This window comes from Kitasatospora sp. NPDC048296, from assembly GCF_043201815.1.
Taxonomy (GTDB): Bacteria; Actinomycetota; Actinomycetes; order Streptomycetales; family Streptomycetaceae; genus Kitasatospora.
Window position 1 is genome coordinate 95,685 of record NZ_JBICZB010000015.1, and the last position, 26,615, is coordinate 122,299.

The 26,615-nt window shown below is 73.1% G+C and carries 27 protein-coding genes and 2 pseudogenes; 7 read left to right on the forward strand and 22 right to left on the reverse strand.

The features are described 5' to 3' along the window. Positions 1-108 precede the first annotated feature (108 nt). Positions 109-630: a GbsR/MarR family transcriptional regulator gene (locus ACGF12_RS12315; protein WP_393028232.1), complete on the reverse strand. Its 522-nt coding sequence runs from the start codon at positions 628-630 to the stop codon at positions 109-111. 72 nt (positions 631-702) lie between these two features. Between ACGF12_RS12315 and ACGF12_RS12320 the strand changes: the two are divergent. Together ACGF12_RS12320 and ACGF12_RS12325 are read left to right on the forward strand one after the other, a co-directional pair. Next, positions 703-1,628: pseudogene (locus tag ACGF12_RS12320) on the forward strand (ABC transporter ATP-binding protein). Then, positions 1,625-3,277: an ABC transporter permease gene (locus ACGF12_RS12325; protein WP_393028233.1), complete on the forward strand. Its 1,653-nt coding sequence runs from the start codon at positions 1,625-1,627 to the stop codon at positions 3,275-3,277. The pseudogene ACGF12_RS12320 and the gene ACGF12_RS12325 overlap by 4 nt, the downstream one beginning before the upstream one ends. Before the next feature lie 82 nt (positions 3,278-3,359). Here the strand turns inward: ACGF12_RS12325 and ACGF12_RS12330 are convergent, their stop codons facing one another. The 13 genes from ACGF12_RS12330 to ACGF12_RS12390 form a co-directional block, all read right to left on the reverse strand. Further along, a complete protein-coding gene (locus tag ACGF12_RS12330; protein ID WP_393028234.1) occupies positions 3,360-3,947 on the reverse strand; it encodes a TerD family protein in 588 nt (195 codons plus the stop codon). A 281-nt stretch (positions 3,948-4,228) separates the two neighbouring features. After that, positions 4,229-4,885, reverse strand: coding sequence for a hypothetical protein (locus ACGF12_RS12335; protein WP_393028235.1), 657 nt, complete (start codon positions 4,883-4,885; stop codon positions 4,229-4,231). Continuing rightward, positions 4,882-5,553: a class I SAM-dependent methyltransferase gene (locus ACGF12_RS12340; RefSeq protein WP_393028236.1), complete on the reverse strand. Its 672-nt coding sequence runs from the start codon at positions 5,551-5,553 to the stop codon at positions 4,882-4,884. The genes ACGF12_RS12335 and ACGF12_RS12340 overlap by 4 nt, the downstream gene beginning before the upstream one ends. A gap of 275 nt (positions 5,554-5,828) precedes the next feature. Continuing rightward, a complete protein-coding gene (yidD, locus tag ACGF12_RS12345) occupies positions 5,829-6,398 on the reverse strand; it encodes a membrane protein insertion efficiency factor YidD (protein ID WP_393028237.1) in 570 nt (189 codons plus the stop codon). A 130-nt stretch (positions 6,399-6,528) separates the two neighbouring features. Further along, entirely contained in the window at positions 6,529-7,299 is a 771-nt protein-coding gene (locus tag ACGF12_RS12350; protein ID WP_393028238.1) for a hypothetical protein, read from the reverse strand. A 117-nt stretch (positions 7,300-7,416) separates the two neighbouring features. Next, on the reverse strand, positions 7,417-8,262 hold the full coding sequence (locus ACGF12_RS12355; protein ID WP_393028239.1) for a hypothetical protein: 846 nt from the start codon (positions 8,260-8,262) through the stop codon (positions 7,417-7,419). 319 nt (positions 8,263-8,581) lie between these two features. Further along, positions 8,582-9,988: a family 2B encapsulin nanocompartment shell protein gene (locus ACGF12_RS12360; protein ID WP_393028240.1), complete on the reverse strand. Its 1,407-nt coding sequence runs from the start codon at positions 9,986-9,988 to the stop codon at positions 8,582-8,584. A gap of 561 nt (positions 9,989-10,549) precedes the next feature. Beyond that, positions 10,550-11,062, reverse strand: coding sequence for a hypothetical protein (locus ACGF12_RS12365; RefSeq protein ID WP_393028241.1), 513 nt, complete (start codon positions 11,060-11,062; stop codon positions 10,550-10,552). Between the two features lie 171 nt (positions 11,063-11,233). Next, on the reverse strand, positions 11,234-12,688 hold the full coding sequence (locus ACGF12_RS12370) for a PLP-dependent aminotransferase family protein (RefSeq protein WP_393028242.1): 1,455 nt from the start codon (positions 12,686-12,688) through the stop codon (positions 11,234-11,236). 170 nt (positions 12,689-12,858) lie between these two features. Next, complete coding sequence (locus tag ACGF12_RS12375) at positions 12,859-13,377, reverse strand: universal stress protein (RefSeq protein WP_393028243.1); 519 nt, start codon at positions 13,375-13,377, stop codon at positions 12,859-12,861. Between the two features lie 329 nt (positions 13,378-13,706). Then, positions 13,707-15,065, reverse strand: a complete 1,359-nt coding sequence (locus tag ACGF12_RS12380) for a hypothetical protein (RefSeq protein WP_393028244.1) — start codon at positions 15,063-15,065, stop codon at positions 13,707-13,709. Between the two features lie 425 nt (positions 15,066-15,490). Beyond that, on the reverse strand, positions 15,491-15,811 hold the full coding sequence (locus ACGF12_RS12385; RefSeq protein ID WP_393028245.1) for a helix-turn-helix domain-containing protein: 321 nt from the start codon (positions 15,809-15,811) through the stop codon (positions 15,491-15,493). Continuing rightward, a complete protein-coding gene (locus ACGF12_RS12390) occupies positions 15,808-16,884 on the reverse strand; it encodes a tyrosine-type recombinase/integrase (protein ID WP_393028246.1) in 1,077 nt (358 codons plus the stop codon). Before ACGF12_RS12390 ends, ACGF12_RS12385 begins: the two co-directional genes overlap by 4 nt. Positions 16,885-17,065: 181 nt before the next feature. Between ACGF12_RS12390 and ACGF12_RS12395 the strand changes: the two genes are divergently transcribed. Continuing rightward, positions 17,066-17,500: a GNAT family N-acetyltransferase gene (locus ACGF12_RS12395; protein ID WP_393028247.1), complete on the forward strand. Its 435-nt coding sequence runs from the start codon at positions 17,066-17,068 to the stop codon at positions 17,498-17,500. Between the two features lie 191 nt (positions 17,501-17,691). Here the strand turns inward: ACGF12_RS12395 and ACGF12_RS12400 are convergent, their stop codons facing one another. Further along, positions 17,692-18,126, reverse strand: coding sequence for a CBS domain-containing protein (locus ACGF12_RS12400; RefSeq protein ID WP_393028248.1), 435 nt, complete (start codon positions 18,124-18,126; stop codon positions 17,692-17,694). 228 nt (positions 18,127-18,354) lie between these two features. Between ACGF12_RS12400 and ligD the strand changes: the two are divergent. The 3 genes and pseudogenes from ligD to ACGF12_RS12415 all read left to right on the forward strand — a co-directional run. After that, a pseudogene (gene ligD, locus ACGF12_RS12405) lies at positions 18,355-19,233 on the forward strand (non-homologous end-joining DNA ligase); the annotation flags it as partial. 120 nt (positions 19,234-19,353) lie between these two features. After that, positions 19,354-20,208 (forward strand): DNA ligase, encoded by an 855-nt coding sequence (locus ACGF12_RS12410; RefSeq protein WP_393028268.1) that lies wholly within the window; start codon positions 19,354-19,356, stop codon positions 20,206-20,208. A 43-nt stretch (positions 20,209-20,251) separates the two neighbouring features. Then, positions 20,252-20,587: a hypothetical protein gene (locus tag ACGF12_RS12415; RefSeq protein WP_393028249.1), complete on the forward strand. Its 336-nt coding sequence runs from the start codon at positions 20,252-20,254 to the stop codon at positions 20,585-20,587. Positions 20,588-20,596: 9 nt separating this feature from the next. Here the strand turns inward: ACGF12_RS12415 and ACGF12_RS12420 are convergent, their stop codons facing one another. From ACGF12_RS12420 to ACGF12_RS12435, 4 genes are all read right to left on the reverse strand, one after another. Further along, complete coding sequence (locus ACGF12_RS12420; RefSeq protein WP_393028250.1) at positions 20,597-21,184, reverse strand: type 1 glutamine amidotransferase domain-containing protein; 588 nt, start codon at positions 21,182-21,184, stop codon at positions 20,597-20,599. Positions 21,185-21,187: 3 nt separating this feature from the next. Then, the gene (locus ACGF12_RS12425; RefSeq protein ID WP_393028251.1) at positions 21,188-21,484 is read right to left on the reverse strand and encodes a PRC-barrel domain containing protein; all 297 of its coding nucleotides are present in this window, start codon (positions 21,482-21,484) and stop codon (positions 21,188-21,190) included. A 14-nt stretch (positions 21,485-21,498) separates the two neighbouring features. After that, positions 21,499-21,909 carry a hypothetical protein gene (locus tag ACGF12_RS12430; protein ID WP_393028252.1) on the reverse strand — a complete coding sequence of 137 codons (411 nt, stop codon included), beginning with the start codon at positions 21,907-21,909 and terminating at the stop codon, positions 21,499-21,501. Positions 21,910-21,975: 66 nt separating this feature from the next. Continuing rightward, a complete protein-coding gene (locus tag ACGF12_RS12435) occupies positions 21,976-22,419 on the reverse strand; it encodes an HAD family hydrolase (RefSeq protein ID WP_393028253.1) in 444 nt (147 codons plus the stop codon). 754 nt (positions 22,420-23,173) lie between these two features. Between ACGF12_RS12435 and ACGF12_RS12440 the strand changes: the two genes are divergently transcribed. Beyond that, complete coding sequence (locus ACGF12_RS12440) at positions 23,174-23,560, forward strand: VOC family protein (RefSeq protein ID WP_393028254.1); 387 nt, start codon at positions 23,174-23,176, stop codon at positions 23,558-23,560. 91 nt (positions 23,561-23,651) lie between these two features. Here the strand turns inward: ACGF12_RS12440 and ACGF12_RS12445 are convergent, their stop codons facing one another. The 3 genes from ACGF12_RS12445 to ACGF12_RS12455 all read right to left on the reverse strand — a co-directional run bounded on the left by ACGF12_RS12445 (position 23,652) and on the right by ACGF12_RS12455 (position 26,576). Beyond that, positions 23,652-24,260 carry a GNAT family N-acetyltransferase gene (locus ACGF12_RS12445; protein WP_393028255.1) on the reverse strand — a complete coding sequence of 203 codons (609 nt, stop codon included), beginning with the start codon at positions 24,258-24,260 and terminating at the stop codon, positions 23,652-23,654. A gap of 140 nt (positions 24,261-24,400) precedes the next feature. Next, positions 24,401-25,054 carry a TNT domain-containing protein gene (locus tag ACGF12_RS12450; RefSeq protein ID WP_393028256.1) on the reverse strand — a complete coding sequence of 218 codons (654 nt, stop codon included), beginning with the start codon at positions 25,052-25,054 and terminating at the stop codon, positions 24,401-24,403. 208 nt (positions 25,055-25,262) lie between these two features. After that, positions 25,263-26,576: a geranylgeranyl reductase family protein gene (locus tag ACGF12_RS12455; protein ID WP_393028257.1), complete on the reverse strand. Its 1,314-nt coding sequence runs from the start codon at positions 26,574-26,576 to the stop codon at positions 25,263-25,265. Positions 26,577-26,615 lie beyond the last annotated feature (39 nt).

Sequence of the window (26,615 nt, forward strand, 5' to 3'; positions counted from 1 at the left end):
CGGCGGCAGGACGGCCCAACAGCCGTCCTGCCGCCGCGCCGTTTCCCGCTGAGCGTTTCCCGCCGCGCTGCTTCCCGCTGAGCCGTTTCCCGGCCCGCCGGGCCGCCCCTACTCCTCCGCCGCCAGCCCCGCCCGGTGCTCGCGCCAGCGACCGAGCATGCCGTGCAGCTCATCGATCATGAACTCGAAGAAGGCCGCGCTCTCCGCCAGCCGTTCCCCCGCCACCGTGCCCGTGCCGACGGTCGTCTCACCCTCCTTCAGCACCCGGATCCAGCGCAGCAGGATCTCGTCCCGCCGGGTCAGCGACTCGAACCAGACGTCGTTGAGCACCCGGTAGCGGTCCCGCCGTGAGCCGGGCTCGCGCTCCTTGGCGACCAGGCCGATCTGGATGAGGTAGCGCATCGCGCCGGAGACCGCGGCCGGGCTGATCTGCAGCCGCTCGGAGAGCTCGGCGGAGGTCAGCACGCCGCTCTCCTCGGCCATCAGGCAGGAGAAGATCCGCGAGGGCATCCGGCCCATGCCCGCGACCACCAGCTCGGCCGCGAAGCGCTCGACGAAGTCCGACACGGCCCGCTCGTCGTGCCCCTGCTCCGGCTGCCGTTCCACGGCCGCCCCCTTTCCAGTGATCATCCGCCCCCCTGGTCGAACTTTAACTCCTTCCCAATATTCACGTTTTTCTGAAACTACGGTACCTTCAGAAGCATGACCAAGGCCATCACCCTGTCCGGCCTGCGCAAGGCCTTCGGCCGGACCACCGCGCTGGACGGCCTCGACCTGACCGTCGAGACCGGCGAGGTCCACGGCTTCCTGGGGCCCAACGGCGCCGGGAAGTCCACCACCATCCGGGTTCTCCTCGGCCTGCTGCGAGCGGACGGCGGCAGCGCCCGGCTGCTCGGCAAGGACCCGTGGAGCGACGCCGTCGAGCTGCACCGCCGTCTCGCCTACGTCCCCGGCGACGTCGAGCTCTGGCCCAACCTCACCGGCGGGCAGGCCATCGACCTGCTCTCCCGGCTGCGCGGCCGGCTCGACCGGCGCCGCCGGGACGAGCTGATCGAGCGCTTCGACCTCGACCCGGCCAAGAAGGCCGCAGCTACTCCAAGGGCAACCGGCAGAAGGTCGCCATCGTCGCCGCGCTGGCCTCCGACGCCGAGCTCCTGCTGCTGGACGAGCCGACCTCGGGCCTGGACCCGCTGATGGAGGTGGTCTTCCAGGACGTCGTCCACCAGGCCAAGGAGCAGGGCCGGACCGTCCTGCTCTCCAGTCACATCCTGGACGAGGTGGAGAAGCTGGGTGACCGGGTCAGCATCATCCGGCACGGCCGGGTGGTGCAGACCGGCACCCTCGGCGAACTGCGCCACCTCACCCGCACCACCGTCGAGGCCGAGACCAGCCGCCCGGTCACCGGGCTGGACGCCCTGGACGGCGTGCACGCCCTACGCACCGACGGGCTGCGCGTCCACTTCGCCGTGGACGGCGCCCGGCTCGACGCCGCCGTACGGAAGCTGAGCGAGGCCGGGCTGCGCAGCCTGGTCAGCCACCCGCCCACGCTGGAGGAGCTGATGCTGCGCCACTACGGCGACGAGCTGGCCGCCAACGGGCACCGCCTCGACGGCGAGGCCATGCGATGACCGCCACCGCCGCGCCCACCACCCGCCGCACCGAAGCGGGCCGCGCCGAGGAGGGCGCCTCCCTGACCGGCACCGTCGTCCTGCTGTACTTCGCCCTGCGCCGCGACCGGGCCCGGCTGCCCGGCTGGGTGCTCGGCCTCGGGCTGCTGGCCATCGCCTCCGCCAACAGCGTCCACACCGTCTACCCGACCGCCGCCGACCGCGCCTCGATCGCGCACAGCTCGGACAACCCGGCCGTGCTCGCCATGTCCGGCCCGGCGCACTACCTGGCCGACTACACCTGGGGCGCGATGCTCAGCCACCGGCTGCTCGGTCTGCTGGCCGTCCTCGCCGGCCTGATGAGCGTCCTGATCGTCACCCGGCACACTCGGGCCGAGGAGGCGATCGGCCGCGCCGAACTGGTCCGCTCCGCCGCCGTCGGCCGACATGCCCAGCTCGCGGCGGCGCTGGCCACCGCCGCCGTCGCCGACCTCGCGCTCGGACTGCTGCTCGCCGTCGGCCTGCCCGGCCTCGGCATCCCCGGTCTGACCACCGGCGGCGCTCTGCTCTACGGCGCCGCGACCGCCGTCGGCGGGCTGCTGTTCGCTGCGGTGGCCGCCGTCACCGTCCAGGTCACCGCGCACACCCGGACCGCCTCCGGGCTGGCCCTCGCGGTCCTCGGCGCCGCCTACGCGCTGCGCGCCGCCGGGGACGCCGCGGAGAACGGGCTCTCCTGGGCCTCCCCGATCGGCTGGCTGCAGCGCACCTATCCCTTCGTCGACGACCGCTGGTGGCCGCTGCTGCCCGCACTCGCGCTGACCGTCGCCACCGCGGCGGCCGGGTTCCTGCTGAGCACCCGCCGCGACCTCGGCGCCGGGCTGCGCGCCACCCGCCCCGGCCCGGCCACCGGCAGCCCGCTTCTCGGCACCTCCCTCGGCCTGGCGCTGCGGCTGCACCGCGGCCTGATCGGCGGCTTCGCGGTCGCCCTGCTGCTGCTCGGCGCGATGTACGGCTCGCTGCTCGGCAACGCCGACTCGATGCTCAAGGACGTCGACCAGATCCGGGAGGCGCTGGCCCGGCTCGGCGGCCACACGCTCGCCGACTCCTACGCCGCGCTGACGATGCTGGTCGTCGCGGTGGTCGGCGGCGTCTACGCGGTCCTCGCGACGCTGCGCCCGCGCGCCGAGGAGAGCGCCGGTCGGGCCGTACCGGTACTGGCCACCGGGGTGTCGCGCTCCGGCTGGCTGGGCGGACACCTGGCGGCGGCCCTGCTGGGCTCCACCGCCGTGATGCTCGCCGCGGGCGTCGGATTCGGCCTGGCCGGTGCGCTGTCCACTGGCGACGCGGGCGTGTTCCTGCGGCTGACCGGCGCGGCGCTGGCCTTCACACCCGCCCTGTGGGTGACGGTGGGTTTCGCCGCCGCCGTCTACGGCTGGCTGCCCCGGGCGACGCCGCTGGCCTGGATCGTCCCCGCCTACGCGTTCGTCATCGGCTACCTGGGCCCGCTGCTGAAGCTGCCGTCGGGCCTGGACGGATTCTCGCCGTTCGGCCGGGTGCCCCGGCTGCCGGCCGCCGCGATGGACTGGACGCCGCTCGCCGCGCTCACCCTGGTCGCGGCCGCGCTGATCGCCCTGGCCCTGGCCGGATTCCGGCGCCGGGACGTCGAGTGACACCCCCGGGGCGTGTCCTGCGGATCCTTGCCGGGTCCGACCGGACCCGCAGGACGCGCCCGAGCGCTGGAACCCGACCGGCTCACAGGTGCTTGGCCAGCTCCGGCATCAGGTCCTGGAAGGTCCGCCCGTTGGCCGGCTGCCCGATCGCGGTCATCTGCCAACCGCCCGGCGTGCGCTGCACCTTGGCCATGATCTGCGCGGTGTACGGGCCGCCGCCGGTGAGCGTGTAGCGGGCCAGCTCGACGCCGGTGGTCTCGTCCAGCAGGCGGCAGAAGGCCGCCTCGACCTCCTGGAAGGTCTGCCCGGTGAAGGAGTTGACGGTGAAGACGATCTGGTCGACCTCGGCCGCGATCCTGGTGAGGTCGACCGTGATCGACTCGTCGTCGGTCGCGTCGCCGGCGCCGCCGACCAGGTTGTCCCCGCTGTGCCGGACCGAGCCGTCGTTGCTGGTGAGGTGCTGGAAGAAGACCACGTCCAGCGCCCGCCCCCGGGAGAACAGCACCGCCGAGGCGTCCAGGTCGATCTCCTGCCCGGTGGAGAGCAGCTTGGCCAGGAAACCCTTGCGCTGCACGGCCTTCCAGCCCAGGCCCATCCGGACCAGGCTCAACTGCCCACCGCCCGGCTTCTCCAGGCTGATCTTCTGCCCCTTGGCCAGCGAAACGGTCATCGTGCCCTCCTCGTTCCTGCCGCCGTCCGTGGCGCGAATCTATCGCACCGCAGGGAAACCTATGATCATCGGACGGCATGCTTCGAGGACCCCTACCCAGCAGTCCCCCGGGCCTCACTTCCGGCGGTGCTCCGCACACCGAGGGATCCGCCGCCGGACGTCCGTCACAGCCGCGAACAGAGACCGAACGGGCGGGCGGCGCACCCGTCCAGGGTCGGCTCCGAGGCGGCCCGAACCGGAAGGACGGCCATCTCCTCCGGACGCGCTCCGTTCCCGTTGGATCAGGCGTCGCCGTCCAGCAGGTGCTGGCGCACCTCCTGGAAGGTCCAGGCCCCACCGGCCGGCCGGGAGAACACCCAGACCAGGTCGAACCGGTCCGGCCAGGTGCCCGGCACGCCGCTGCCGGACGCGCCGAGCGCCTCGACGATCCGCGGGATCCTGGAGTGCTCCCAGCAGATCAGCACCGGCTGGGTCCCGGCGAGCGCGGCACCGGCCAGCTCGGACTCCTGGGACTCGGCGTACGTGGTGTCCACGGCCGGCCCGAGCTTGGTGGCCAGGGGTGTGACGGTCTGGCGCATCCGGTGCGCCCCGGCCATCGGGCCCTGGTCGGTGGCGGCGTAGATCCGGGCCGGGGTGCGCAGGCCGGTCACGGGCGGGGCGAACAGGGTGGGCAGCGCCTTGGCGCGGTCCCAGCCGCGCTGGGTGAGCGACTTGCCGTCGTGCTTGCCGTTCTCGTCCAGGCCCGGCTGGTTGCCGTCCGGCTTCTCACCGTGCCGGATGATCATCACGAAGGCCGCGCCGCCCGGGTCACTGGCCTTGGCCACCGGGCCGGTCCTGTCGGCCTTGTCCTTCTTGCCGGAGGAGCAGCCCGCCAGGACCAGCGGGGCGGCCACGGCCAGGCCGGTGAGCAGCGTGCGACGGGAGGTCGTGATCGTCACTCGGCACCCCGCTCCAGCCGCACCAGTGCGTCGATCGCCACGCCCGTACCGCCGCCCGTACCGCCGCCCGAACCGGCGCTCGTACCGGCGCCCTTGTGGCCGGGCTCGGCGCCGACCGTCCGGTGGACGCGCTCGGCGCGCACGGTGCGTAGGCCGTACTCGGCGAGGTCGGCGAGGACGTCGTCCGGGGTGAAGAGCACCGCCGGGTCCTGCGGACCCCCGACGCCCTCGGTGAGGCTGCTCAGGTCGTGTCCGACGACCAGCAGGGTGCCGCCGGGAGCGAGCGCGTCGGCGGCACGGCGCAGCGCGGCCCGGCGGTCCTCGGCGGGCAGCTGAAGGTAGGCGACCAGGACGAGGTCGTAGCCGGCGGCGGGTGAGTCGAACGTGCGGGCGTCGCCGTGGCGCCAGGTGAGGCGGCCGGCGACCTCGTCGGGCAGGTCGGCGGTGAGCCGTTCGGCGCGCTCCAGGGCGACGGCGGAGAAGTCGAGGCCGGTGACCTCCCAGCCCTGGACGGCCAGCCAGATGGCGTTGCGGCCCTCACCGGCGGCCAGGTCCAGGGCGTGACCGGGGGTGTGCCCCGTCAGTTCGCGGACCACCCACTGGTTGGGCGCCGCACCCCACACGAGTTCGCTCGCGGCGTAGCGGGCGTCCCAGCCCTGGCTGTCCATGGCGCTCCTCCGATCGGCGGCCTGCTCGGTACCGGTCAACCTACCGGTCCGCCGCCCCGCGCGGCCCGGGGCGGTCCAGCGGGTGGACACCCTTGACGGGGTGACCACCCGATCGACGTCACGATCGCCAGGTCACTCCCGGCGCCGACACCATGCCCAACTCGATGGACGGCGGCATGTGTTGACTTATCGTCAGAACGCGAGTGGCCCGCGTGGATTCCACGCGGGCCACTCGCCCTACTCGTAGCAGCGGGCTGCCCGCCGCGCCCGGAGGATCAGCGCGGCACCGGGTCGGACCCACCCCGGCCCGGGCGGCAGCGCAGCAGCCGCCCGACCGTCAGCCGGGCCCCGCGCAGCGCGCCGTGCCGGTGCAGCGGCTGCACCGCGTAGGTCGAGCAGGACGGCGTGTACGGGCAGCAGGCGGGGCGCCGGGGGCTGACCTCGGTGCGGTAGTAGCGCACCGCGCCGTACATCACCCCGGCCGCGAACCCGTGCGGAGCCGGCGCGGACGGGTCGACCGTACGACGCCCGCGCGCCCCGGTGAGGGCGAAGCGGACGCCGGAGGCCATCATCACCGGGATGAGCGCGATCAGGCAGGGGTCGGCGATGTCGCAGCAGCCGTCGCCGCAGCCCTCCAGGCAGTCGTCGTCGCGCTTGCGCTTGCCGCCGTCCTCGTCCTTGCGGTTGCGCCGCTGGTACGCCCGGTAGGCCTCCCACTCCTCGCGCTGCTTCTTCCGCCGCAGCCGCTCCGACTCGGGCAGCCACCACCAGGCGCGCTCCGGGCGGGGCGGCGGGACGGGAGCGGTGTCCGGCGCCCACGGGAACTGGCCACCGGGATCCGGCATCGGCGGATAGGACACTGCTGGGGTTCCCCTCGATCCCTCGGCCGAGGGCCGGCCCCCGACAATCCGGGCAAGGTTATCCGATGATCACCTGCCCGGATTTCCGGAGGTCGGAGGGCTTCCGAATCCTTGGTCAGCTCTTGAGGTTGAGCGAGGGGAAGAGGTCCACGAACGGCTGCGTGGTGACCGAGACGCTTCTGGCGAACGGGTCGTCGAAGTCCCAGATCATGAACAACAGGAAGGCGATCAGCGCGCTGAAGCAGGCCGCGAGGATCAACTCCCTCGGCGTGCGCCGGATCTGCAGCGCGAACAGCATGCCGATGGTCACCACGGCGCCGCCGATCAGCCCGAACCAGACCACGCCCGGCATGCCCGGTCCGGCGTTCTGGCCGCGCTGGTTGCGGGCGTCGGAGGCCTGGCTGATCCGGTCCATGATCGGCTGGTAGGCCTGGGATTCCAGGTCCGAGGCCGGCGACCGGGTGGCCACGTCGTTCTGGAGCTTCTCCAGCAACTCGGTGCCCTTGTCCGTGATCTCACCGTGCTTGGCCATGTAGTCCCACTCGACGTTGACCACGTACGTGACGTAGCCGTCCACGTCGGCCCGGACCTGGTCACGGAACTCGGCCGGGTAGACCACCGCCCGGTCGCTCACCTCCCGCAGCGACTGCGCCTCACGGAACAGGTCGTCCTGGGCGGCGCCGCGCGCCTCCCAGACACCCGCGATGGCGAGACCGAGGACGATCGCGTAGACCACGCCGATCATCATCGTGATGTACTCGATGACGTCGGGCGTCTCGTCGACCTTCTTCTCGGTGCCCACCCGACGGTGCCTCAGCAGCACCACCGCCACCACGACGGCACAGGCCGCCGCCATGGCGATGACCAGCGCCACCCACTCGGACATGGGAACTCCCTTCTCTGGCTTGGCTTGTGACGTGAACGGGGTACTCGGGGACGCGGAGCCCGGCGGCGACCACGGGGTCGCGGGCCCCGCGCCCAGGGGTCTCGCGGGCGGGCGCTGTCAGGACCCGGAGCGACCGCTGCCTCGGTTGCCACGACCCGGCCGCAGGGCCGCCGCCGCCAGCACGGCGGGGACGGTGATCAGCAGCATCGTGGTGGTCGCCGGGGCGGCGTGGTGGTTCCGCGCGACAGGCTGCGGCGGGGCCGGCCGGACGTGGAACACCGGCTGCGCCGAGGGGGTCGGCCCCGGCGGACTCGGGCGCGCCGGGCTCGGCGCCGCGGGGCTGGGCACCACGGCAGGCGGGGGCGCCTGGGGGGCAGGCGCGGCAGGCGCGGGTGCGGCGGGCACGGGCGCCGGCGGGGGCGGCGCGGGGACGCGCGGTGGCGCGGGCGACGGGGGCGGGGTGGGCACCGGGGTCGGGCTGGGCCGCGGCGGGGTCGGAGACGGCGTCGGGGTCGGCGTGGGAGTCGGTGTGGGGGTGGGGGTCGGGGTCGGTGTGGGGGTGGGCGTCGGCGTGGGAGTCGGGCCGGGCGTCGGGGTCGGGCACGGATGGTGATGGTGGTGGTGGTGGTGATGCCCGTGCCCGTCGTGGTCGCCGTGCCCGTCGTCGTCACCGTCACCGTGATCGTCGTCCGGCCGTCCCGACTGGTGCCCGTGCGGCGGCTTGGGCCCGTGGTGCTCGGCGTCGGGGGCGACGGTCACGCCGACCTGGACGTCCACGTCCACCCCGACGTCCACTCTGCCGCCCGGACCCAACGTCATCGACACGTCCGTCTCACTGCACACCCAGGTGTCGACCACCAGACCGTGCGGGTGCCCGCCCTGGCGCTCGGTGCCGGAGGCGGTGGCGCCGCCGCCCAGCGCGCACATGGCCACCACACCGACCGCAGCGCCGATCAGTCGCACCCGCCGCCCGGGGGTAGCAGTCCCACCATCGTGCTGCGGTATCCGTCGGAACTGCCGACGCTGCGACATGGGCTCCACACACCTCTCGGGTCGACCGGGGGACGGCAGGGGCTCGGGCTGACCAGCCACGGCGAAGGAGACAGAGTCGGTCGAATCCGGAACGGGAAACCGATCGGGTACGACCAGATGCCTTCAAACGCGCTCAGGCGGACGGCCCGCCGTCGCGGGCGGGCCGTCCGCCATCAGGTCAAACGATCTTCATGCCGGCCGGTTACGGCCTGCGCGCACTGTTCTCCGCACTCGGCAGAGCATTCAGCGCTCAGTGGCGGCGGTGCGCGATCTCGACGTTCTCCAGGACGCCGACCGCGTCCGGCACCAGGATCGCGCAGGAGTAGTAGGCGCTGACCAGGTAGGAGATGATCGCCTTCTCGTCGATCCCCATGAAGCGCACCGACAGCGAGGGCTGATACTCGTCCGGGATGCCGTTCTGGTGCAGGCCGATGACGCCCTGGTTGTCCTCACCGGTACGGATCACCAGGATCGAGCTGGTGTTCTCCTTGGTGATCGGGATCTTGCTGCACGGCAGGATCGGCACACCGCGCCAGGCCGGCACCTGCTGCCCGCCGAGGTCTACGTGGTGCGGGTAGATGCCCCGGGCGTTGAACTCGCGGCCGATCGCGGCGATGGCCCGCGGGTGCGCCAGCAGGTAGTCGGGGTCACGGCGGCGGTTGAGCAGTTCGTCCAGGTCGTCCGGGGTGGGCGGGCCGGAGTGGGTCTGGATCCGCTGGTCGAAGTCGGCGTTGTTGAGCAGGCCGAACTCCGGGTTGTTGATCATCTCGTGCTCCTGGCGCTCGCGCAGGGCCTCGATGGTCAGCCGGAGCTGGTGCTCGATCTGGTTCATCGGCTCGTTGTACAGGTCCGCGACACGAGTGTGGACCTTGAGGATGGTCTGGGCGACGCTCAGCTCGTACTCACGCGGCTTGAGCTCGTAGTCCACGAAGGCGCCGGGGAGTTCGTACTCGCCGTGGTGGCCGGCCGACATGGCGATCTCGGCCTCGCCGCGCTCGTTCTGAGCCTGCAGCGGCAGGGCCAGGAAGGACTCCAGGTGCTCCTGAAGGCTGGGCGCGTTGTCCCGGATGCGGGCGAAGTCGGCCCGGTTCAGCGTCAGGGCGACACCGGAGGTGGCGGTCTTCGCGGTGTACTCCCAGACGGCGTCCTCGTTGAGCAGCGAGTCGTCGCCGAAGCGGTCGCCGTCACCGGCCACGCCGACCACGGTCTCGTCGCCGTACTTGCCGGTGCCGATCTTGTTGATCTTGCCGTGGGCGATCAGGAAGATCTTGTCGGCCGCCTCGCCCTGGGTGGTGAGGACCTCGCCGGGGCCGAAGTCGACCTGCTGGCAGCGGTCGGCGAGGGCGGTCAGCACCTCCTCGTCCTCGTAGCCGCGCAGCAGGGCGAGCTCGCCCAGCTCGGCCGGGATCACACGAACCTGGGAGCCGGTCTTGATGAACTCCACCACGCCGTTGCCGACGGTGTAGGTGAGCCGACGGTTGACGCGGTAGGCGCCACCGTTGGCCTGCACCCAGGGCAGCACCTTGAGCAGCCAGCGGGAGGTGATCTCCTGCATCTGCGGCGCGGACTTGGTCGTGGTGGCAAGGTTGCGGGCAGCTGCCGTCGCGAGGCTCTGCTGCCGGTCCTGCTGTGTCTCCGGGTTCGTGTCCACGGGCATCGGCAGGGTCTCCATTCGTGTGGTCGGATCGCGCGGCCCGGGCCGTACCGCACCGCCTGGGAACGCGATCCATGGCGGATCATCAGATCCGCTTACTGGTGGGGAAGTTGGCGGGGTACCGAGAGAGCGGCCACCGTCTCGCGGCGACCCATCCGGAACCCTAGATCACCAGAACCCGACCAGGCCCATACGGAGGCCGACTACCCCCCGATAGGGTGAATCTCCGCCGATCCACCCCACACGGCCCCACTCGCCGCAGGAACGTCCGTTCCCACCTCCGCACCCCCGTCCTGCCAACGGCTTCCCGCCCCTTCCTCCGCCCCCGCCGGTCGTCCGAACCCGGGCCCGCGGGCGTCAACCCGGCAGATCGCTCAGGCTGCCTCGTAGCAGAACCGGACCCGGTTCAGCCGGCCCGCCGAGGGGTCCTCATCGGGCATGCGCGCGGGGACCGACAACACGAAAAGCCCGTCAGGTGCCGGTACGGGGGCGGCCGGCACCTGACGGGGGTACGGGGGATGCACAGAGGGGGATGCGCCGGGGAGAGGCGGTGCTACCGGCGGGTCAGGCGCAGGCGACCTGGGTGCCCGGGATGCCGATGATGCCCGAGTTCTTGGCCTCACCGGCCTGGTACTCGTAGTACAGGTAGGAGTAGAAGTCGATCCTGGTCTCCGCGCCGCACGCCGAGTCGGGGGCGATGGTGTAGGTGACCGTGAAGGTGCTGCTGGCGCCCGGGGCCAGCGGCACGTTGTAGCGGGCGATGCCGCCGTGGACGTTGTCGCTGCAGCCGTTGGTCTGGGTGCCGCAGGCCGTGGCGGTGAACTTGAGGCCCTGCTCCAGGCTGGTGTCGTAGGTCTGCTGGACGCTCTGGTAGACGAACTGGATCGGAGTGTCGTACGGGTTGGTGAGCGTCATCGTGAGCGTGAACTCGCCGCCGCGGACGGTGGTCTGACGGTCGGAGACCGCCGTGAGCGGCAGCGGGCTGTCGGCCCGGGCCGGCGCGGCGGAGAGGAGCAGACCGACGGCGACGGCCGGACACGCGGCGAGCGCCACCCGGCTCAGATGTGTTCTGCGCATGCCCAAGGAGCGTAGGCGGCGGTACCGCTCCGCTTGCCCTCCTCGACCCGAAGCCGTACCGACGCAGGACCGGCGAGCGGACGCCCGGGACCGGTCGAACGCCGAAACGGCCCGGCGAGGTGTGCCCAGGCCCTATGCTTCGCCGCCCGCCGCCCGCCGGTCGCGCTTCGCTCAGGCGGACGGCGGCAGGATGTCGCACAGTGCGGCGAGTGCCGCCGGGTAGGCGTGGTCGGGTGGGGTGGCGTAGCCGACGACCAGGCCGTCGGCCGGCGGCATGGCCTCGGGGGTGACGGCCGGGTGGCGGTAGTCGGCGAGGCCGTCGAGGGCGAGGCCGCGGTAGGCGGCGGCCTTCAGCACCGACCGCTCGGTGCCCGGCTCCAGGCGCAGCACCGCGTGCAGGCCCGCCGCGATGCCGGAGACCTGGATGTGCGGGGCGTTCGCGGCGAGCGCGGCCACCAACTGGTCCCGGCGGTCGCGGTAGCGGCGCCGCATCCGACGGACGTGGCGGTCGTAGCCGCCGGAGTCGATGAACTCGGCGAGGGTCAGCTGGTCCAGGGCGCTGGCCCAGCCCTCGCGTTCGCCCTTGACCGCGAGCACCCGGTCGACCAGGTGCTCCGGCACCACCATCCAGCCGAGGCGCAACGCGGGGCTGAGGCTCTTGCTGGTGCTGCCGAGGTAGAGCACCCGCTCGGGGTCCAGCCCCTGGACGGCGCCGACCGGTTGGCGGTCGTAGCGGAACTCGCCGTCGTAGTCGTCCTCCAGGAGGAGCCCACCGCGTCCGCGCGCCCAGTCGACCACGGCGGCGCGGCGGCCGGCGTGCAGCGGGCCGCCGGTCGGGAACTGGTGGGCGGGGGTGAGCAGCGCGGTACGGATGTCCGGGACGTGCGCCAACGCGCCGACCCGGGCGCCCTGTTCGTCGATCGGCAGCGGCACGGTGGTGACCCCAGCGGCGGCGAGCAGCCCGCGGTGGAAGCCCAGCCCGTACGCCTCGACGGCCAGCGGCCCTCGCTCGGCGGGCGGCAGGACGGGCGCCGAGCCGTCGAAGAGCAGCCGTAGCGCGTGGGCGAAGCCGGAGCAGACGACGATCCGGTCGGGGTCGGTGCGCACCCCGCGGGCGCGGGCGAGGTAGTCGGCGAGGGCGGTGCGCAGTTCGCGCCGGCCCTGCGGATCGCCGGGCCCGAAGGCCTCGTTGGGCGCGGTGGTGAGGGCCCGGCGGGCGGCGGCCAGCCAGGCGGTGCGGGGGAAGGAGGCGGCGTCGGGCTGGCCCTGGCGCAGGTCGTGGACGGGCCCGGGCCGCACCGAGGGGCGGCGGGCCCGGGTGGGCGGGACGGGCGCGGCGCGTTCGGCGACGGTGGTGCCGGAGCCTTGACGGGCGGTCAGCCAGCCCTCGGCGACGAGTTCGGCGTAGGCCTCGGCGGCGGTGTTGCGGGCCAGGCCGAGGTCGGCGGCAAGGGCGCGGTACGGGGGCAGCCGGGTGCCGGGCGCGAGTCTGCCGCTGCGGATCGCCTCGCGCAGCGCGGCCATCAGCGCGGCGCGGCGACCGCCGGTGGCGGGGAGGTCGAGGTGCAGGTCGTTGCCGGTCGGGTGGGCCGGCTCGGTAGGGTGCGCGCCCGGCGTTTCCGTCATGCTTCCGCACCCTACCCGCCGCCTCCGCGCGCTCCTGCGGGCGGGCGGCCCTGGCGGTAGGGGCTCGTCCGGCCGTAGTCCCCTCACGGGTTGGGCCGGTTGGGCCGGTTGGGCCGGTTCGGGCCGCCGGGTCCGACGGTTCGCGCCCGGCGGGAGGTGTCGGACGGGCCTCAGGGGACGACGGTCACCGGCCAGCGTCCGGCCTTGACCAGTCGGACGGCCACCGAGCCGATCACCTTGTGCCCGGCCTGTTCGGAGACGCCGACCACGACGGCGTCGGCGCGCAGGTCGTCGGCGAGCTTGGCCAGTCCGGTGTACGGGTCGCCGCGCATGGTCAGGAAGCGCCAGTCCACCTTCCACACATCGCGGACGTGCTGTTCGGCTTCGCGCAGCGCGGCCAGCAGTTCGTCGGCGATCTCCCGGGTCGTCTCCTCCACCGCGGCCCCGGCCAGGGCGGTCGCGGCGCCGAGTACCGGCTGGACGTACGCCACGGCGAGGACGGCGCCCTGGCGGCGGGCCAGTCCGGCGGCGTAGGCGGTGGCGCGCCAGGAGGAGTCGGAGCCGTCCAGGCCCGCCAGGATCACCTTGGGCCCGTCGGTCCCCAGTTCGAAGCCGGCGGGTGCGGCCGCCACCTCGTGGCCCTCGTCGCCGACGGCCCCGGTGTCCGCCGCATCGCTCTCTTTGCTCATGGGCCGAAGGCTATGCCCGCCGCTGCGGACGAGTGCGAGGGGCACTCCGGGTGAGGGCTGTGGCGCGGGCCACCCGGCCGTCAGCACGGGGCCGTGAGCCCGGGTCGCGCGGGTCGCCGCGAGCACGGGCGGCGCCGGCATCGGGGGATCCCACCCGCGAGGTCCGGACCGATCCGGCATCGCCGGCGATCGCCGGGCCGGAAATCCCGGTGGGCTCCGCCCTCCGGTTTACTAGCATGCCGCCTCGGAGGCCACAAGTTCAGGATTACCGAAGGGTTGCTGCGGAGGAACTTGAGGGTCCGGCAGGCGTGCATGCCCAGTGTGCACCCTCAGGTTGCGGGGTTCGCGGTGGGGTCGTGGCGTCCGTGGATGGCGTCGACATACCGCTGGGCGGTGTCGGGTCGGAGGCCGAAGATGGCCGCGATGTGGAGCGGGTCGCGGACGCCTGTGGCTTCGACCTCGTCGAGGATGCGGTCCTGTCGCAGCCTGTCGAGGCTGGCTTCCTGGCCCCGCAGGGCGGTACGGAGCCACCAGCGGCTGACCGGGCCCTCGTGGTGGGCGGTCTGCTGGGTGATCAGCAGGTGGGGGTTGGTGCTGTTCGGCCACCTGCGGTTGCGGTAGTCGAGGTATCCCTGCACGGCCTGGTGGGTGAGGTCGTCGAGGGGGCGGAGCTGTCCCTGGACCGTGAACCGGCGGTTGGGCAGGTCCACGTCCTCGACGCCCAGGGTCAGAATGTGCACCGCCCCAAGGGCGTGATGTCCGGTCAGCACGATGATCAGCCACGTCGCGGCGGTGTACTCGCCCTGGCCGATTGCCTGCAGGGCGGAGGCCGGAAGCCGGGTGGGGATCTTCTGCTCGGGGCGTCGGGTGATCTTCCGGTCCAGTCGGCGGCTTGGGTCGGCGAAGACCTTCTGTCGGGTCTTGAGGAAGGCGAAGAGCGACCGCAACGCGGTCAGTCGAGTGTGGCCGTCTCCGCCGTAGGGCGTCGGCGTCTCCAGGGCGGCGACGATCTCGGCCTTGGATATCTCTCGGAGCGTCTCGTACCCGGCGGACCAGGACAGAAGCGTCGGCCGGACCTGCAACAGGTAGTTCTTCCACGTGAGTTCGGACTTCGGGCGGCGGCGTGGGTTGCCGTGCCGCAGGACGTCTACCCAGTCAGCCACGTCGGCGCGGATGCCGGCGGGCAAGCACGCCAGGTTCCGTTCCACCCACTGGTCGAGCCGGTCGGCACGGTCCTCGTCGAGTCGCCCGAGTTCGTCCAGGAGCTCGATGGTCCGGGTGACGTTCCGCTTGCAGCCGTCAGCCAGAAGCGCGACCCGGGAAGCCGAGTAGCTCGGAGTTCCGGCTTCGTGGGTGGCGACCACGGCTTCCAGGGTGAGCATGACGCTCTCGCACACGTCGCGGCTCCAGCCCTTGGCTCCGCCGATCCGGGCCACTGCGGGCTCCAGGTGCGCGAACCAGGCCAGTCGCGGCTCGTCATCGCGCAGGATCCGGAACGGCACCTCGCCGATAGGCAGCGTGAAGAGCTCCCCTTGGACGGGCCATGCGGCCGGACGCCAGACGTGCAACTTGCCGACAATGGCGACGAGTTGCTGTTCGACTGGCTTGCGCGGCACCCGGCCCGGGTTGTGGCGGGTGATGCGGCGCTGGGTGTCGCCGATGAAGAGCTGCTGGCCGGTGGCCTGCACGAGGTGAAGGGCCGCAGGGCCGTAGTCACCGGTCTGGCCGGCCAGCAGCCGGGCCTGGTGCCAGCAGAGTCGACAGTGGCCGCCGGAAAGCGGAACCTGACGCCCGCAGGTCCCGCAGGCACCCGTCGGGTGCTTGCGGGCGAAGCCGCGACATGCCTTGCACGTCGGGGCGTCCGTCGGGCCCCAGGCGAAACAGGTGCGGCACGAACGTGGCCGCAAGGTCTGCGACACCAGGCCGGGATGGCAACTGCGGCACCAGCCCGACATCCAGTACGGGCCGCCGCAGCCCTTGCACGGCGGCGCCACTCCACCGTTACGCGAGCATTCCCAGCAACGCCGGTGCTTTGGCGTCCGGGGCGGCCGAAGGCCGCAACCGCTGCAGACCAGGTCCCCTCGCAGGGCGGCGCTATACGCCTCGCGGCTGATCACGGCGGTGCCGTCCGGCCGCTGCGACGGACCGGCCGGACGGGCGACTGCCCGACAGCCACGGCCTGCGTGTCGACGTCGGCGACCGGGGGAGCCTGAGCCTTTCCGGGCTCACGCAGCAAGAGCTCCTCGGGGCCGCAGCCGAGAGCGTCGCAGATGACCTCCAAGTCGTCGAGCCGGATCGAGGTCGGCTGCCCGGACCACAGCGACGACATCTTCCCGACGCTGATCTCCAGCCCGCGTTCGGCCAGCAGCCGGCGCATGTCGCTGGCCTTCCAGATCTCGCGGCGGGCCGCCGCCATCCGAAGGTCCCACTTCACGGCTTCACCCCGCCCAGTCGGGCCGCCGAGCGGTCCGCCGCCTTCGCCCAGGAGTCTTCGATATGACTGTTATGCACGTGTATGTACCCCATCGTGGTGGCGACCCACTCGTGGCCGAGCAATTCCTGGATCGCGACGATATCCACGCCGTTGCGATACAGCGAGGACGCGCAGTAGTGCCGCAGGACATGCGGGCTCAGGCGACCACGCCAGCTCGGCAGATGCCGGTCGACGGCCCTGGCCAGCCCGGCCCGGAGCGTCTCGGTGCTGACCCGACTGCACGACCCGTCGGCCGCCCGGCGCTCGGAGACGAGGAACGGGGCGCCCGGTTGGTCCCAGGCGTCATCGAACTGTCCACGGACCTCCTCGACGAACCACGCCGCTTGGCCGCGGGCGCCGTTGATCAGCGGCACGATGCGCTGCTTCGGGCCGCGTCGCCGCGATCCCTTGCCGAAGCGCACGTGCACCTTGCCGAGCGGCCCCAGCTCCCACTTGAGGTCGGCCATGTCGAGCCGCGTGGACTCCCCGATACGCAAGCCGATTTGGGACCACAGTCTCGCAGCGGTGTAGTTGCGGGCGTCGGGCAGGAACTTGCGGGTCGTGGCGACGTGGTCCCGCCATCCACTGAAGAACTGGTCGATCTCGGCGTCGGTGGGCGGGATGCGGATGTTGAGCCGCCAGCCGTCCCGGGGCCGGTTCATCTCATCGATCGGGCACTGCACGAGGTCGCCGGTGAGCGCGTGGATCTCCGCCTCGTGCCGCAGCTCCAGGAACTCGAAGAACACCGAGATGCCGAACGCCTTGCCGCTGACGGTGCTGTGGGCCTGGTCGCGGCAGCGCTCGCCGAGGAACCGGTCGGCGTCATCCGGTCGGGCGGTCCACAGATGACGGCCCATCGACTCCCGGAACTCCGAGATGGCACGGATCTCGGCCTGGATCGATGCGTCCTCCACGCCTGCGGCGGACCGCGCGAGCACGAAGCCGGCCACCAGGTCCTGCTCGAAGGCGTCGAGCTCCGCAGTCGACAGGGTCGGCCGCACCGAACGGAGGTCACGCACGAGCGCCAACGCCACCGGGAACCTCGCCTTCGCCAATGCAGTACATCGATCGATGAGGAGGTGAATGTTTCAGGAATCCCGATGATCCGTCAACTTCGCGCCGTCAGTGGCCCGACGCACCAACGCCCCAGGCCAGCAGCGACTGGAGGGAGCACAGCGGGCAGCGAGCCATCGGGAACCCAAGGGAAAAGGAACAATGATCACCACTCGCCACGACGGCTACCGGCTCTCCACCGACCCCGACCTCCTCGACCTCGACCTCGTCCACCACTGGCTCTCCACCGACGCCTTCTGGGCGCTCGGGCGCAGCCGGGAGGTGGTGGAGCAGTCGGTGCGCGGGTCGGTGGTGTTCGGGGTGTACGAACCCGGGGGCGGGCAGGTGGCGTTCGCGCGGGTGGTCACCGATCACGCGACCTTCGCCTGGCTGTGCGACGTGTACGTCGACCGGGGGCAGCGGGGGCGGGGGCTCGGCATCTGGCTTGCGGAGGAGGTGGTGGCGTACCTGCGGCCCTACCGGCTGAAGCGGGTGCTGCTGTCGACGGTGGACGCCCACGAGGTGTACGCCAAGGCCGGGTTCGTGCCGTTCCCCGACCCGCAGAAGCTGATGATCCTCGGCGGACCGAAGAGTTGACGCGGCGTCAGGTCGCGGGCCGGGGGCGGGAGCGGCAGCGGGACGCCGGGCAGGCCGTCGATGCATGCGTACTGCTTTCCCATGTGCGCAATTGTGCTCGCATCTCGGCTTGTGAGAAAAGAAAATCCATCCCATGAGACGGCGACCAGCCGCCCCGGGGGCCTGCCCGGGGCGGCTGGTCGCCGGCGGGGTCAGCGCTTCATGTAGACGCTGTCCATGAATTCGATGATCTGCTGATCCGTCAGCCGGTGGCCGTTGCGGTGGCCCATCGCCAGGTCGGCCTCGCTGATCATGCCGACCAGCCGCTCCCCGTCGATCACCGGGATGCGGCGGATCTGGTGCTGCTCCATCTTCTTCAGCACCACGTCCATGGTGTCTTCGGCGCGCACGCAGTGCAGGTGCCCGGCCAGCTCGATCGCCGTCATCTTGGCCGGGTCCTTGCCCTCGGCGAGACATCGCACCACGATGTCACGGTCGGTGATGATGCCGTGCAGCTTCTGGTCGTCGCCGCAGATCGGCAGCGCGCCCACGTTCTTGTCGCGCATCATCCGCGCGGCCTCGTCCAACGTCTGGTGGGCGCCGATGCACTGGGCGCCGGTGTGCATGATGTCTCGGGCAGTGGTCACGGGGACTCCTTCGTCGGTGCTTCCCCCCGACGGCTCTCCCCCTCATGGTCGACACCGGCGATCGCGGTGTGACCGTGCCATCACCATAGGCAACACCGCGCCCACCCGCGACCGCGAGGGCCGACGCCGCAACGCCGATACCAAGGACGGTGAAGGCCCCGGGCGGTCGTGGTCGCGGCGCGGCAGACTGGCTGCGGGGACCACCGCAGGACGCTTCGGAGACGGCCCATGCCGCAGATGACGGTGGACGGGCGCACCCTCGCCCTCTCCCACCTCGACAAGGTGTACTACCCGCGCACCGGCACCCCCAAGGGCGAGGTGCTGCGCTACTACGCCGCCGTGCACGCCGCCCTGCTCCCCCACCTGCGCGACCGCCCGGTCTCCTTCCTGCGCTGCCCGGACGGCGTCGAGGCCGAGGTCTTCGTCGCCAAGAACCCGCCGCCCGGCACCCCGGACTGGGTGCGCACGGTGGAGGTGCCCAGCAGCGGCGGCGACCTGCGCCAGGTGGTGCTGGAGGACGGCGCGGCGCTGCTCGCGGTCGCCAACCTGGGCTGTCTGGAACTGCACGTCCCGCAGTGGCACGCGGCCGCACCCGGCCTGGCCGACCGGCTGGTGCTGGACCTCGACCCGGGCGCGGGCGCGGACGTGCTGACCTGCCGGGCGGTCGCGCTGCTGCTGCGCGAGCGGCTGGCCGCGGACGGCCTCTCCGCCTGGGTGAAGACCTCCGGCTCCAAGGGGCTGCACCTGCTGGTGCCGATCGAGCCCACGCCCAGCGCCGAGGTCTCCGGTTACGCCAAGGCGCTGGCCGCCGCCCTGGAGGCCGAGCACCCGGAGCTGGTGGTGCACACCATGGCCAAGGCGCGCCGCCGCGGCCGGGTGCTGGTCGACTGGTCGCAGAACAACGCCAAGAAGACCACCGCCGCCCCGTACACCCTGCGGGCCCGGCCGCTGCCGACGGTCTCCGCCCCGCTCTCCTGGGCCGAGCTGGAGCGGGCGCGCGCGGAGGCGGACCTCGTCCTCACCCTCGCCGAGGTCCCCGACCGGCTGGCGGCCGAGGGCGACCTGTTCGCGCCGCTGCTGGACCCGGCCGAGGCCCGGCCGCTGCCCGGCGCGCCCGCCCCGGGTGCCGCGCCCGCGCCGTCACGCGCGCCCAGGACGTCCGACACGCCCAGGACGTCCGCAGCCCCCGGCCGGCCCCGCCAGGTGCTGCAGCCGCCCGTCGAGGTGATGCGCCCCGCCGCCGTCACCGCCGTCCCGCCCGCCGACGGGCTGGGCGGGGGCGGGGTCCAGTACGAACTGAAGCTGGACGGCTTCCGCTGCGTCGCCTTCGCCCGCGGTGACCGCCCCGCCGTCCTGCAGTCCCGCTCCGGCCGCGACCTCGCGCCGGAGTTCCCGCCGATCGCCTCCGCCGTCGCCCGGCTGCCCGAGGGGCTGGTGCTGGACGCCGAACTGGTCGCCTGGCGCGCGGGCCGGTTCGCCTTCGAGGAACTGCTGCACACCCGTCAGGCCCGGGCGGCCGCCCCGGACGTCGCCCTCGGGCTGATCGCCTTCGACCTGCTCGCCCTGCCCGGCCGTGACATCCGGCGCCTCCCGTTCACCGACCGGCGCCGCCTGCTGCTCGCCGCCCTGGCCGACGTCCCGCCGCCGATCCAGCCGGTGATGGCCACCACGGACCGGGCGGAGGCGATGGAGTGGATGGCCCGACTCGCCGACCTCGGCGTGGAGGGCCTGGTCTGCAAGGCCGCCGGCTCCCCCTACCGCCCGCGCGGCGCGGGCCGCGCCTGGGTCAAGTACCGCCGCAGCGACACCGTGGACGCCACCGTCCACGCCCTCACCGGCCCGGCCACCCGCCCGTACGCACTGGTGGTCCGACTCGACGACGACCGGATCCTGTTGACCACCCCCCGGCTCACCCCCGTACAGTCCCGCGAGATCGCCGAGGCCGCCGCCCCGCTCCTCGGCCCGCCCGCCGTCGACCCCGGCCACGGCCCGGTCCACCCCCTCACCACCCCCCTGCGCGCCGAACTCACCCTCACCGGCCGCCCGCCCACCGCCGCCTTCGTCCGCCTGCGCGGGGACTGAGCTCCGCTCCGGCCCTCCCGGCGCGGGCGCTACGCTCTGCGCCGTGCACGACCGTCACGAACCTCACGAACCTCTCGAAGCGCCGGACTGCGGGCTCTGCGGCAACCCGATCACCAGCCGACTCGCCGACCAGGCAACGGAGTTCGACCCGCTGGACCTGCCCGGCCAGTGGGTCGAGTACGTCGTGGTGGACGTCCGCGGGGCGCTCGTCCGCTACCAGGTGGCCGACGGCTCCGCCGGCCCGCGCAAGACGGTGGCCACCACCCTGACGCAAGCGCTGGGAATCGGCCTGTCGGACCTGCCCGGCGCCCGGTTCACCTGCTGGGAGGCGCCCGCCCCGGAGGGCGGTACCTACCAGAGCGCCTTCACCCTCGTCTGAGGGAGCGCCTCAGGTCGGGTACCGCTTCGCCGTCGCGTGGGCGAACTCGGTGACCAGGGCGTCGTTGAAGACCGGCAGGTCCCCCGGTTTGCGGCTGGTCACCAGGACGCCGGGCCCGTCGTGGCAGACGTGCACCTCCTCGTCCACCCAGTGGGCACCCGCGTTCACCAGGTCGGTGCGCAGGCTGGGCCAGGACGTGAGGGTGCGGCCGCGGACGGCGTCGGCCTCGATCAGGGTCCACGGCGCATGGCAGATCGCCGCGACCGGGCGGCCGGAGGCGCAGCAGCCGTGCACGAAGGCGACCGCCGCCCGGTCCAACCGGAGCCGGTCCGGGTTGGCGAGGCCGCCGGGCAGCACCAGTGCGTCGTAGTCGGCCGGGTCCGCCTCCGCCACCAGGGCGTCCACCGCGAAGGTGTCCCCGAGCGCGCGGTGCCGGACGGCCTGGACCCGCCCCGCGGCGGTGGAGAGCAGCCGCGGGGTGCCGCCGGACTCGGCGACCGCCTGCCAGGGCGAGGTCAGTTCCTCCTGCTCGACGCCGTACGGAGCGACCAGGAGGGCGATCGTCCGGCCGGTGAGGGTCGTGGACGGCCAGGGCATGGCTCAGCGCGTGCGGGGGGCGGTCAGGCCCTCGGCGGTCGGCGGGGCGGAGCTGAGCCGGGCCCGCGGGCAGTCGAGGTGGACGGCGAGGTCCAGGTGGTCGATCCGGGCAACCAGGCCGACCGGGACCAGCACCCGGTTGCCGGGCACCCAGACCGAGGCGTCGACCAACAGATGGTCCCCGGCGTCCTGCTCGACCCGGCCGAGCGGGCCGTCGGTCGCGTGCACCTCGTACCCGACCAGGGTCAGGTCGGCAGCGGGATGGGAGCCCGGGCGGTACTCCCACAGGTCGGTACTCATCAGCTCACGTCACCTCACGCCTCCGGCCGGTCCCAAGGGCGGCGTTCACGGCGTTCGCGCCGCTCCTCCCGGTCCGGGTCGACCGGCTCGGCCCCGCTCGCGCCCCGGCGACGGCGCCGCAACAACTCGGCGGTGGCGACCGCGGCCGCCACCGAGGCCGTCCAGACCACCCCGAGGGCGATCAGCACGGCCGTGGTCGGGGTCCGTACGCCGATGCTCAGACAGATCGCCGTCATCACCAGCGCGGTCACCACCACCCCGGCCGAGATCCGGCGCCCGGCGCTGCGCAGCGCGCCCAGGAACCGGCTCGGCCGTTTGGCACCCATGGTGCTCAGTTTCCGGTCCAGGCGTGTGTCCTGGCGCAGATCGGACTCGATCTCCTCGAGGAGCCGCCGCTCCCATCCGCTCAACGCGGGTCCGTCCATCTCGGTCACCTCCGACACTTCCGGTGACGTGCTCGCACCCGGGCCGTTGCCCGGTACGGGCCGGCGCTAACCGTCCCCGGGACCGCCTGTTCCGACGCCCACGGGGCCGAAGGCCCGGGGACGGGCGAGCAGACTGTCGTCCAGGACACGCAGCAGGGCGGCGGCGTCGCGGTGGACCTCGACCGCGCCGGCCGCCCTCAGCTCGGGGCCGGCGTCCCCGCCGGTCTGCAGGGCGACGCAGGGCACCCCGGCCCGCCGCGCCGCCAGCACCTCGCGCACGCTCCCGGCGACGGCCACGGCGTGCGAGGGCAGGCCGTCCACCAGCTGCAGGCCCGCCCGTACCGGGTCGCTGCCGGGAGCGGCCACGGTCAGGGCGGGCGCCCCGGCCGGACCGGGCCCGGTCAGCACGACCGTCCAGCCCCGGGCGGCGCACTCGCGCAGCAGCTCGGCGCCGCCGGGCAGCCGGGGCCGCCAGTCGGTACCGAACAGAGCTGCCGAGATCACCGTCATGGCCACCGCTTCCGCACTTCCGTTCCGCAGGCCACACACCGTACGCGCCCTTCCAGGTTAGGACGCCGCACGGCCGCGCGCGCTGCCTGCCGGGGAGGGGTTCGCGGGTCCGCGAAAACCGCTCGGCGGCCCGTTCGCGGGCCGGGATACTCCGGTAGTCCGCGAGGGGGGAACGGGTGGCGGTGTTCGCGTGTGCGGGGTGCGGTGCGGAGCTGACCGGGCCGGTCACCGAGGTGGCGCTGCCGCCGCACGCACGCCGGGAGGGCGCCCGCCCTGGCCGAGGTCCTGGCGGCCTCCGGCGGCGAGCCGGTGGCCGTGCCCGCCGGTCTGCTCGCCGAGACCATCGGCCGCACCCTGGACCGGCTGCTCCCCGCTGAGGGCCCGGCCCGCACGCTGGGCCTGGCCGGGCCCGGGCTGACCCCCGATCCGGCCCCGGACATCGCCCTCGTCCCCCGCCACCCGTGGACGGGCGTCGCCTGGCAGCCCCCGGGCGACGCGGTACCCGTCCCGCTGGACGCCGAGGTGTGGACGTACCTGGCCTTCCCGCCCACCCCGTCCACGGCCCGCCGGCGCGTGGGCGAGGAGCGCGACGACCCGCTGCCGCCGCACCCGTGGATGGTGTTCGAGCCCGACCGGCGCCTGCTGCTCCACCGCCTCGCCCGGCTGCCCGCCGTCCGGCAGCCCTGGCTGCGCGCGATCTACGATCGGCTCGGCGACGGCCGCCGGTACCAGCGCACACCGAAGGGCACAACCCATGAGGATCAACCTGACCACCGTGTTCGTCGACGACCAGGACAAGGCGCTGCGCTTCTACACCGAGATCCTGGGCTTCGTGAAGAAGACCGAGGTCTCGCTCGGCGAGTACCGCTGGCTCACGGTGGTCTCCCCCGAACAGCCCGACGGCACCGAACTGCTGCTGGAGCCGGACGTGCACCGCGCCGTCGGGCCGTACAAGACGGCCCTGGTCGAGGACGGCATCCCGGCCGCCCAGTTCGCGGTGGACAACGTGCACGCCGAGTACGACCGCCTGCACCGCCTCGGGGTGCGCTTCACCCAGGAGCCGCTGGCGACGGGCCCGGCCACCATCGCCGTCCTGGACGACACCTGCGGCAACCTCATCCAGCTCGCCCAGTACCACTGACGTCGACCCCGCCGTAGTGGTGCCGAAGCGTCGTCGCCCGTCCCTCACGTTCCGTCAGAAGCCTTGAGGGCGATCGCGGGCCCAGGGCGTGTCAGCCGAGTCCCACCTCCGGGTCGGTGGCCAGGCGGGCGTGCAGGTGCTCGTTCGTGTAGGGGCCGTCGCCGTGGCGGTAGGAGGCCCGCAGGGTGCCCTCGTACGGGAAGCCGGCGCGGTTGGCGACGCGGCAGGAGGCCTGGTTGTCGACGTCGTGGTAGAGCTCGATCCGGCGCAGGCCGGCGGTACGCACGCCCCAGCGGGTGACGGCGGTGGTGGCGCGGGTGGCCAGGCCGCGGCCGCGGGCGGCGCGGAGCAGCCAGTAGCCGACCATGGCGACGCCGTCGGCCTGGTCGGTCCAGAGCAGGGCGACGTTGCCGCAGAGGGTGCCGTCGGCCGAGTCGGTGATGGCGAAGGAGGCTGTGCTGCCATCGGCCCAGCCGGCGTCGGAGCGGTCGAGGTAGGCCTCGGCGCCGGCCGGGTCGGTGGCGTCGCGCAGCGGGTTCCAGCGGGCGATCTCCGGGTCGGCCGCGGCCGCGATCACGGCGGCGACGGTGCCGCCGGTCAGGTCCAGGGCGCGGCCCCACGGGCGCAGCTGGACGTCGCCCAGGTCGACGACGGCGGGGCGGAAGAGGCGCTGGTCGGTCGCGGTGTCGCTGAGGGTCACCCGGCCTTCCTACCCTCTGTCCGCCCGCGCCCGCCAGCGATTTACCCGGTTCCGGACGGGCTCCCCGAGTGCGGGGATCGGGCCGTGGTCGAGCCGCTGACGGCCCGCGCGGGCGACGGGGGGCCGCGCGCGGCGCCCGGTCAGATCCGGGCCAGGTAGCCGTTCTCCACCAGCCACAGCACGTTCAGCCTGGCCGGGCCGCCGGGCAGCAGGGAGGCGTCGAGCTGGTACTGCAGGCCCCAGCCGGGCTGGTTGAACCAGGGCGCGATCGGGCCGGCGTGCACCGTGAACGGCTTGACCACCTTGTAGTCGTGGTAGTTGCAGCCGGCCGCCGGGGTGCCGTCGAGGCTCTGCGGCGGGATGGCGCGGTTGGCGTAGGGCTCGCCCTCGGGGGCGAGGAACGAGCCGTACTCGCTGCCGTAGCGGTCGATGTTCTCGTCCGGGTAGAGCGTGAGGTCGGACTCGATCGGGGTGCCGTCGGGGAGGGTTGCGTAGCCGTCGGCCGGCGGGTAGATCCAGCCGCCCTTGCCACCGTTGGCGGCCTGGTCGTAGTACTTGGTCAGGAAGTCCTGGTCGCTCGCGCCGCCGGTGCGCTGGTAGCCGATGAGCTGCCAGCCGACCGGGCCGGTGGTCGGGAGGTCCTGGGGGCCGAGACGCGCGTCGTTGTCGAAGAAGGCGGCGGAGCACTGGCCGGACGGGGTCGCCTTGGTGTCGGCGGCGGCCGGGATGCTCGGGGCGAGCACGGCGGCCGCCGCGGCGAGGGGCGCGACGAGCAGGCGAAGGCGAAGGCGCACGGTGTCTCCGTCGAAGGAAGTCGGTCGAGAAGGTACGCACGAAGGGGCGTTTCACTCACCCTCCGTGTCGGGTTCGCCACCAGGCAAGCGGATTCGCTGATCATTCGTCAACACGACGTGGCTGACCGCGTGCTGAATTCCCCGGTTTCGGCCAACCTCGCGACACCAAGACCGCTCATCCGAAAGAATGAGCGGTCCGGCCCCGGCCTCACCGCCCCGGCGCGACCCGCCCTAGCAGGTGGAGCAGCCGGTCGAGGGCGTCCTTGGAGTTGGGCTCGGTCAGGTTGACCACCAGCCGGAACGCGATCTTCAACAGCGCCGGGTTGCCGAGTCCGGCCATCCCCGCCGCGCCCAGCAGCTTGGGACGGCCGAGCAGGTCGGCCGCCAGCCGGCCGAGCGCGAAGTAGCCCGCGTACGCGGAGCGCAGCGCCTGCGGGTAGGCGCGCAGGGCGAGTTCGCGGCCGCGGTCGGTGCGGCGGGCGTGGGCCTGGACGATGGTCTCGGCGGCGTAGCGGCCGGACTCCATCGCGTAGGCGATGCCCTCGCCGGTGCCGGGGCTGACCGTGCCGCCGGCGTCGCCGATCAGCAACAAGCCGTCGGCGTAGTGGGGTTGGCGATTGAGGCCCATCGGGAGGGCGGAGCCGCGGATGGGCTCGGTGACAGCCTCGGGGGTGTAGCCGTAGCTGGGCGGGAGGTCAGCGCACCAGCGGCGCAGCAGTTCCCGCCAGTCGACGTCGGTCTTCGAGGTGTCCAGGACGCCGAGGCCGACGTTGGCGGTGCCGTCGCCCATGCCGAACACCCAGGCGTAGCCGGGCAGGAGGCGGCGCGCGGGATCGCTGGGGTCGCGCAGGTCGAGCCAGGCCTCCAGGTAGCGGTCCTCGTGGCGCGGGGTGGTGAAGTAGGTGCGGTAGGCCACGCCCATCGCGCGGTCGGTGCGCCGGTGGCGCTTCATCGCGACGGACAGCCGGGTGGAGTTGCCGTCGGCGGCGACCACGATCGGGGCCCGGAACTCGACGGGCCTGCGGTCCTCGCCCAGCTTGGCGGTGACGCCGGTGATCCGGCCGGTCCGCTCGTCCGTCAACGGGCCTGCCACGTTGGCGCGTTCGACCAGCCGGGCGCCGGCCGAGGCGGCCTTGCGGGCGAGCAGTTCGTCGAAGTCGGCGCGGCGCCGGACCAGTCCGTAGCCGGGGAAGGCGGACAGCTCGGGCCAGTCGAACTCCAGTGATCGCCGCCCGGAGATCAGCCGCAGGCCCCGGTTGTGCAGCCATCCGGCCTCCTCGGAGACGTCGATGCCCATGTCGACCAACTGCTTGACGGTGCGCGGGGTGAGGCCGTCCCCGCAGACCTTCTCGCGCGGGAAGGCGGACTTCTCCAGCAGCAGGACGTCCAGGCCGGTACGGGCGAGGTGGTAGGCCGCGGTGGCGCCGGACGGTCCGGCGCCGACCACGATGACGTCGGCGCTGTCCTCGGTCGGGCCGACCGCCGGTCGGTCCGGTCGCACCTGCTGCTCTGGGCCGGGCATCGTGCATTCCCCCTGGGTCGGATCGGCTGCGCATGACAA

What these genes read in the sequence shown, in the direction of transcription:
- ACGF12_RS12315 (WP_393028232.1), bottom strand. Translation starts at nt 630, where the DNA reads ATGATCACTGGAAAGGGGGCGGCCGTGGAACGGCAGCCGGAGCAGGGG.
- ACGF12_RS12325 (WP_393028233.1), top strand. Translation starts at nt 1,625, where the DNA reads ATGACCGCCACCGCCGCGCCCACCACCCGCCGCACCGAAGCGGGCCGC.
- ACGF12_RS12330 (WP_393028234.1), bottom strand. Translation starts at nt 3,947, where the DNA reads ATGACCGTTTCGCTGGCCAAGGGGCAGAAGATCAGCCTGGAGAAGCCG.
- ACGF12_RS12340 (WP_393028236.1), bottom strand. Translation starts at nt 5,553, where the DNA reads ATGGACAGCCAGGGCTGGGACGCCCGCTACGCCGCGAGCGAACTCGTG.
- yidD (WP_393028237.1), bottom strand. Translation starts at nt 6,398, where the DNA reads ATGCCGGATCCCGGTGGCCAGTTCCCGTGGGCGCCGGACACCGCTCCC.
- ACGF12_RS12350 (WP_393028238.1), bottom strand. Translation starts at nt 7,299, where the DNA reads ATGTCCGAGTGGGTGGCGCTGGTCATCGCCATGGCGGCGGCCTGTGCC.
- ACGF12_RS12360 (WP_393028240.1), bottom strand. Translation starts at nt 9,988, where the DNA reads ATGCCCGTGGACACGAACCCGGAGACACAGCAGGACCGGCAGCAGAGC.
- ACGF12_RS12365 (WP_393028241.1), bottom strand. Translation starts at nt 11,062, where the DNA reads ATGCGCAGAACACATCTGAGCCGGGTGGCGCTCGCCGCGTGTCCGGCC.
- ACGF12_RS12370 (WP_393028242.1), bottom strand. Translation starts at nt 12,688, where the DNA reads ATGACGGAAACGCCGGGCGCGCACCCTACCGAGCCGGCCCACCCGACC.
- ACGF12_RS12375 (WP_393028243.1), bottom strand. Translation starts at nt 13,377, where the DNA reads ATGAGCAAAGAGAGCGATGCGGCGGACACCGGGGCCGTCGGCGACGAG.
- ACGF12_RS12395 (WP_393028247.1), top strand. Translation starts at nt 17,066, where the DNA reads ATGATCACCACTCGCCACGACGGCTACCGGCTCTCCACCGACCCCGAC.
- ACGF12_RS12410 (WP_393028268.1), top strand. Translation starts at nt 19,354, where the DNA reads ATGCGCCCCGCCGCCGTCACCGCCGTCCCGCCCGCCGACGGGCTGGGC.
- ACGF12_RS12420 (WP_393028250.1), bottom strand. Translation starts at nt 21,184, where the DNA reads ATGCCCTGGCCGTCCACGACCCTCACCGGCCGGACGATCGCCCTCCTG.
- ACGF12_RS12425 (WP_393028251.1), bottom strand. Translation starts at nt 21,484, where the DNA reads ATGAGTACCGACCTGTGGGAGTACCGCCCGGGCTCCCATCCCGCTGCC.
- ACGF12_RS12430 (WP_393028252.1), bottom strand. Translation starts at nt 21,909, where the DNA reads ATGGACGGACCCGCGTTGAGCGGATGGGAGCGGCGGCTCCTCGAGGAG.
- ACGF12_RS12435 (WP_393028253.1), bottom strand. Translation starts at nt 22,419, where the DNA reads ATGACGGTGATCTCGGCAGCTCTGTTCGGTACCGACTGGCGGCCCCGG.
- ACGF12_RS12440 (WP_393028254.1), top strand. Translation starts at nt 23,174, where the DNA reads ATGAGGATCAACCTGACCACCGTGTTCGTCGACGACCAGGACAAGGCG.
- ACGF12_RS12455 (WP_393028257.1), bottom strand. Translation starts at nt 26,576, where the DNA reads ATGCCCGGCCCAGAGCAGCAGGTGCGACCGGACCGACCGGCGGTCGGC.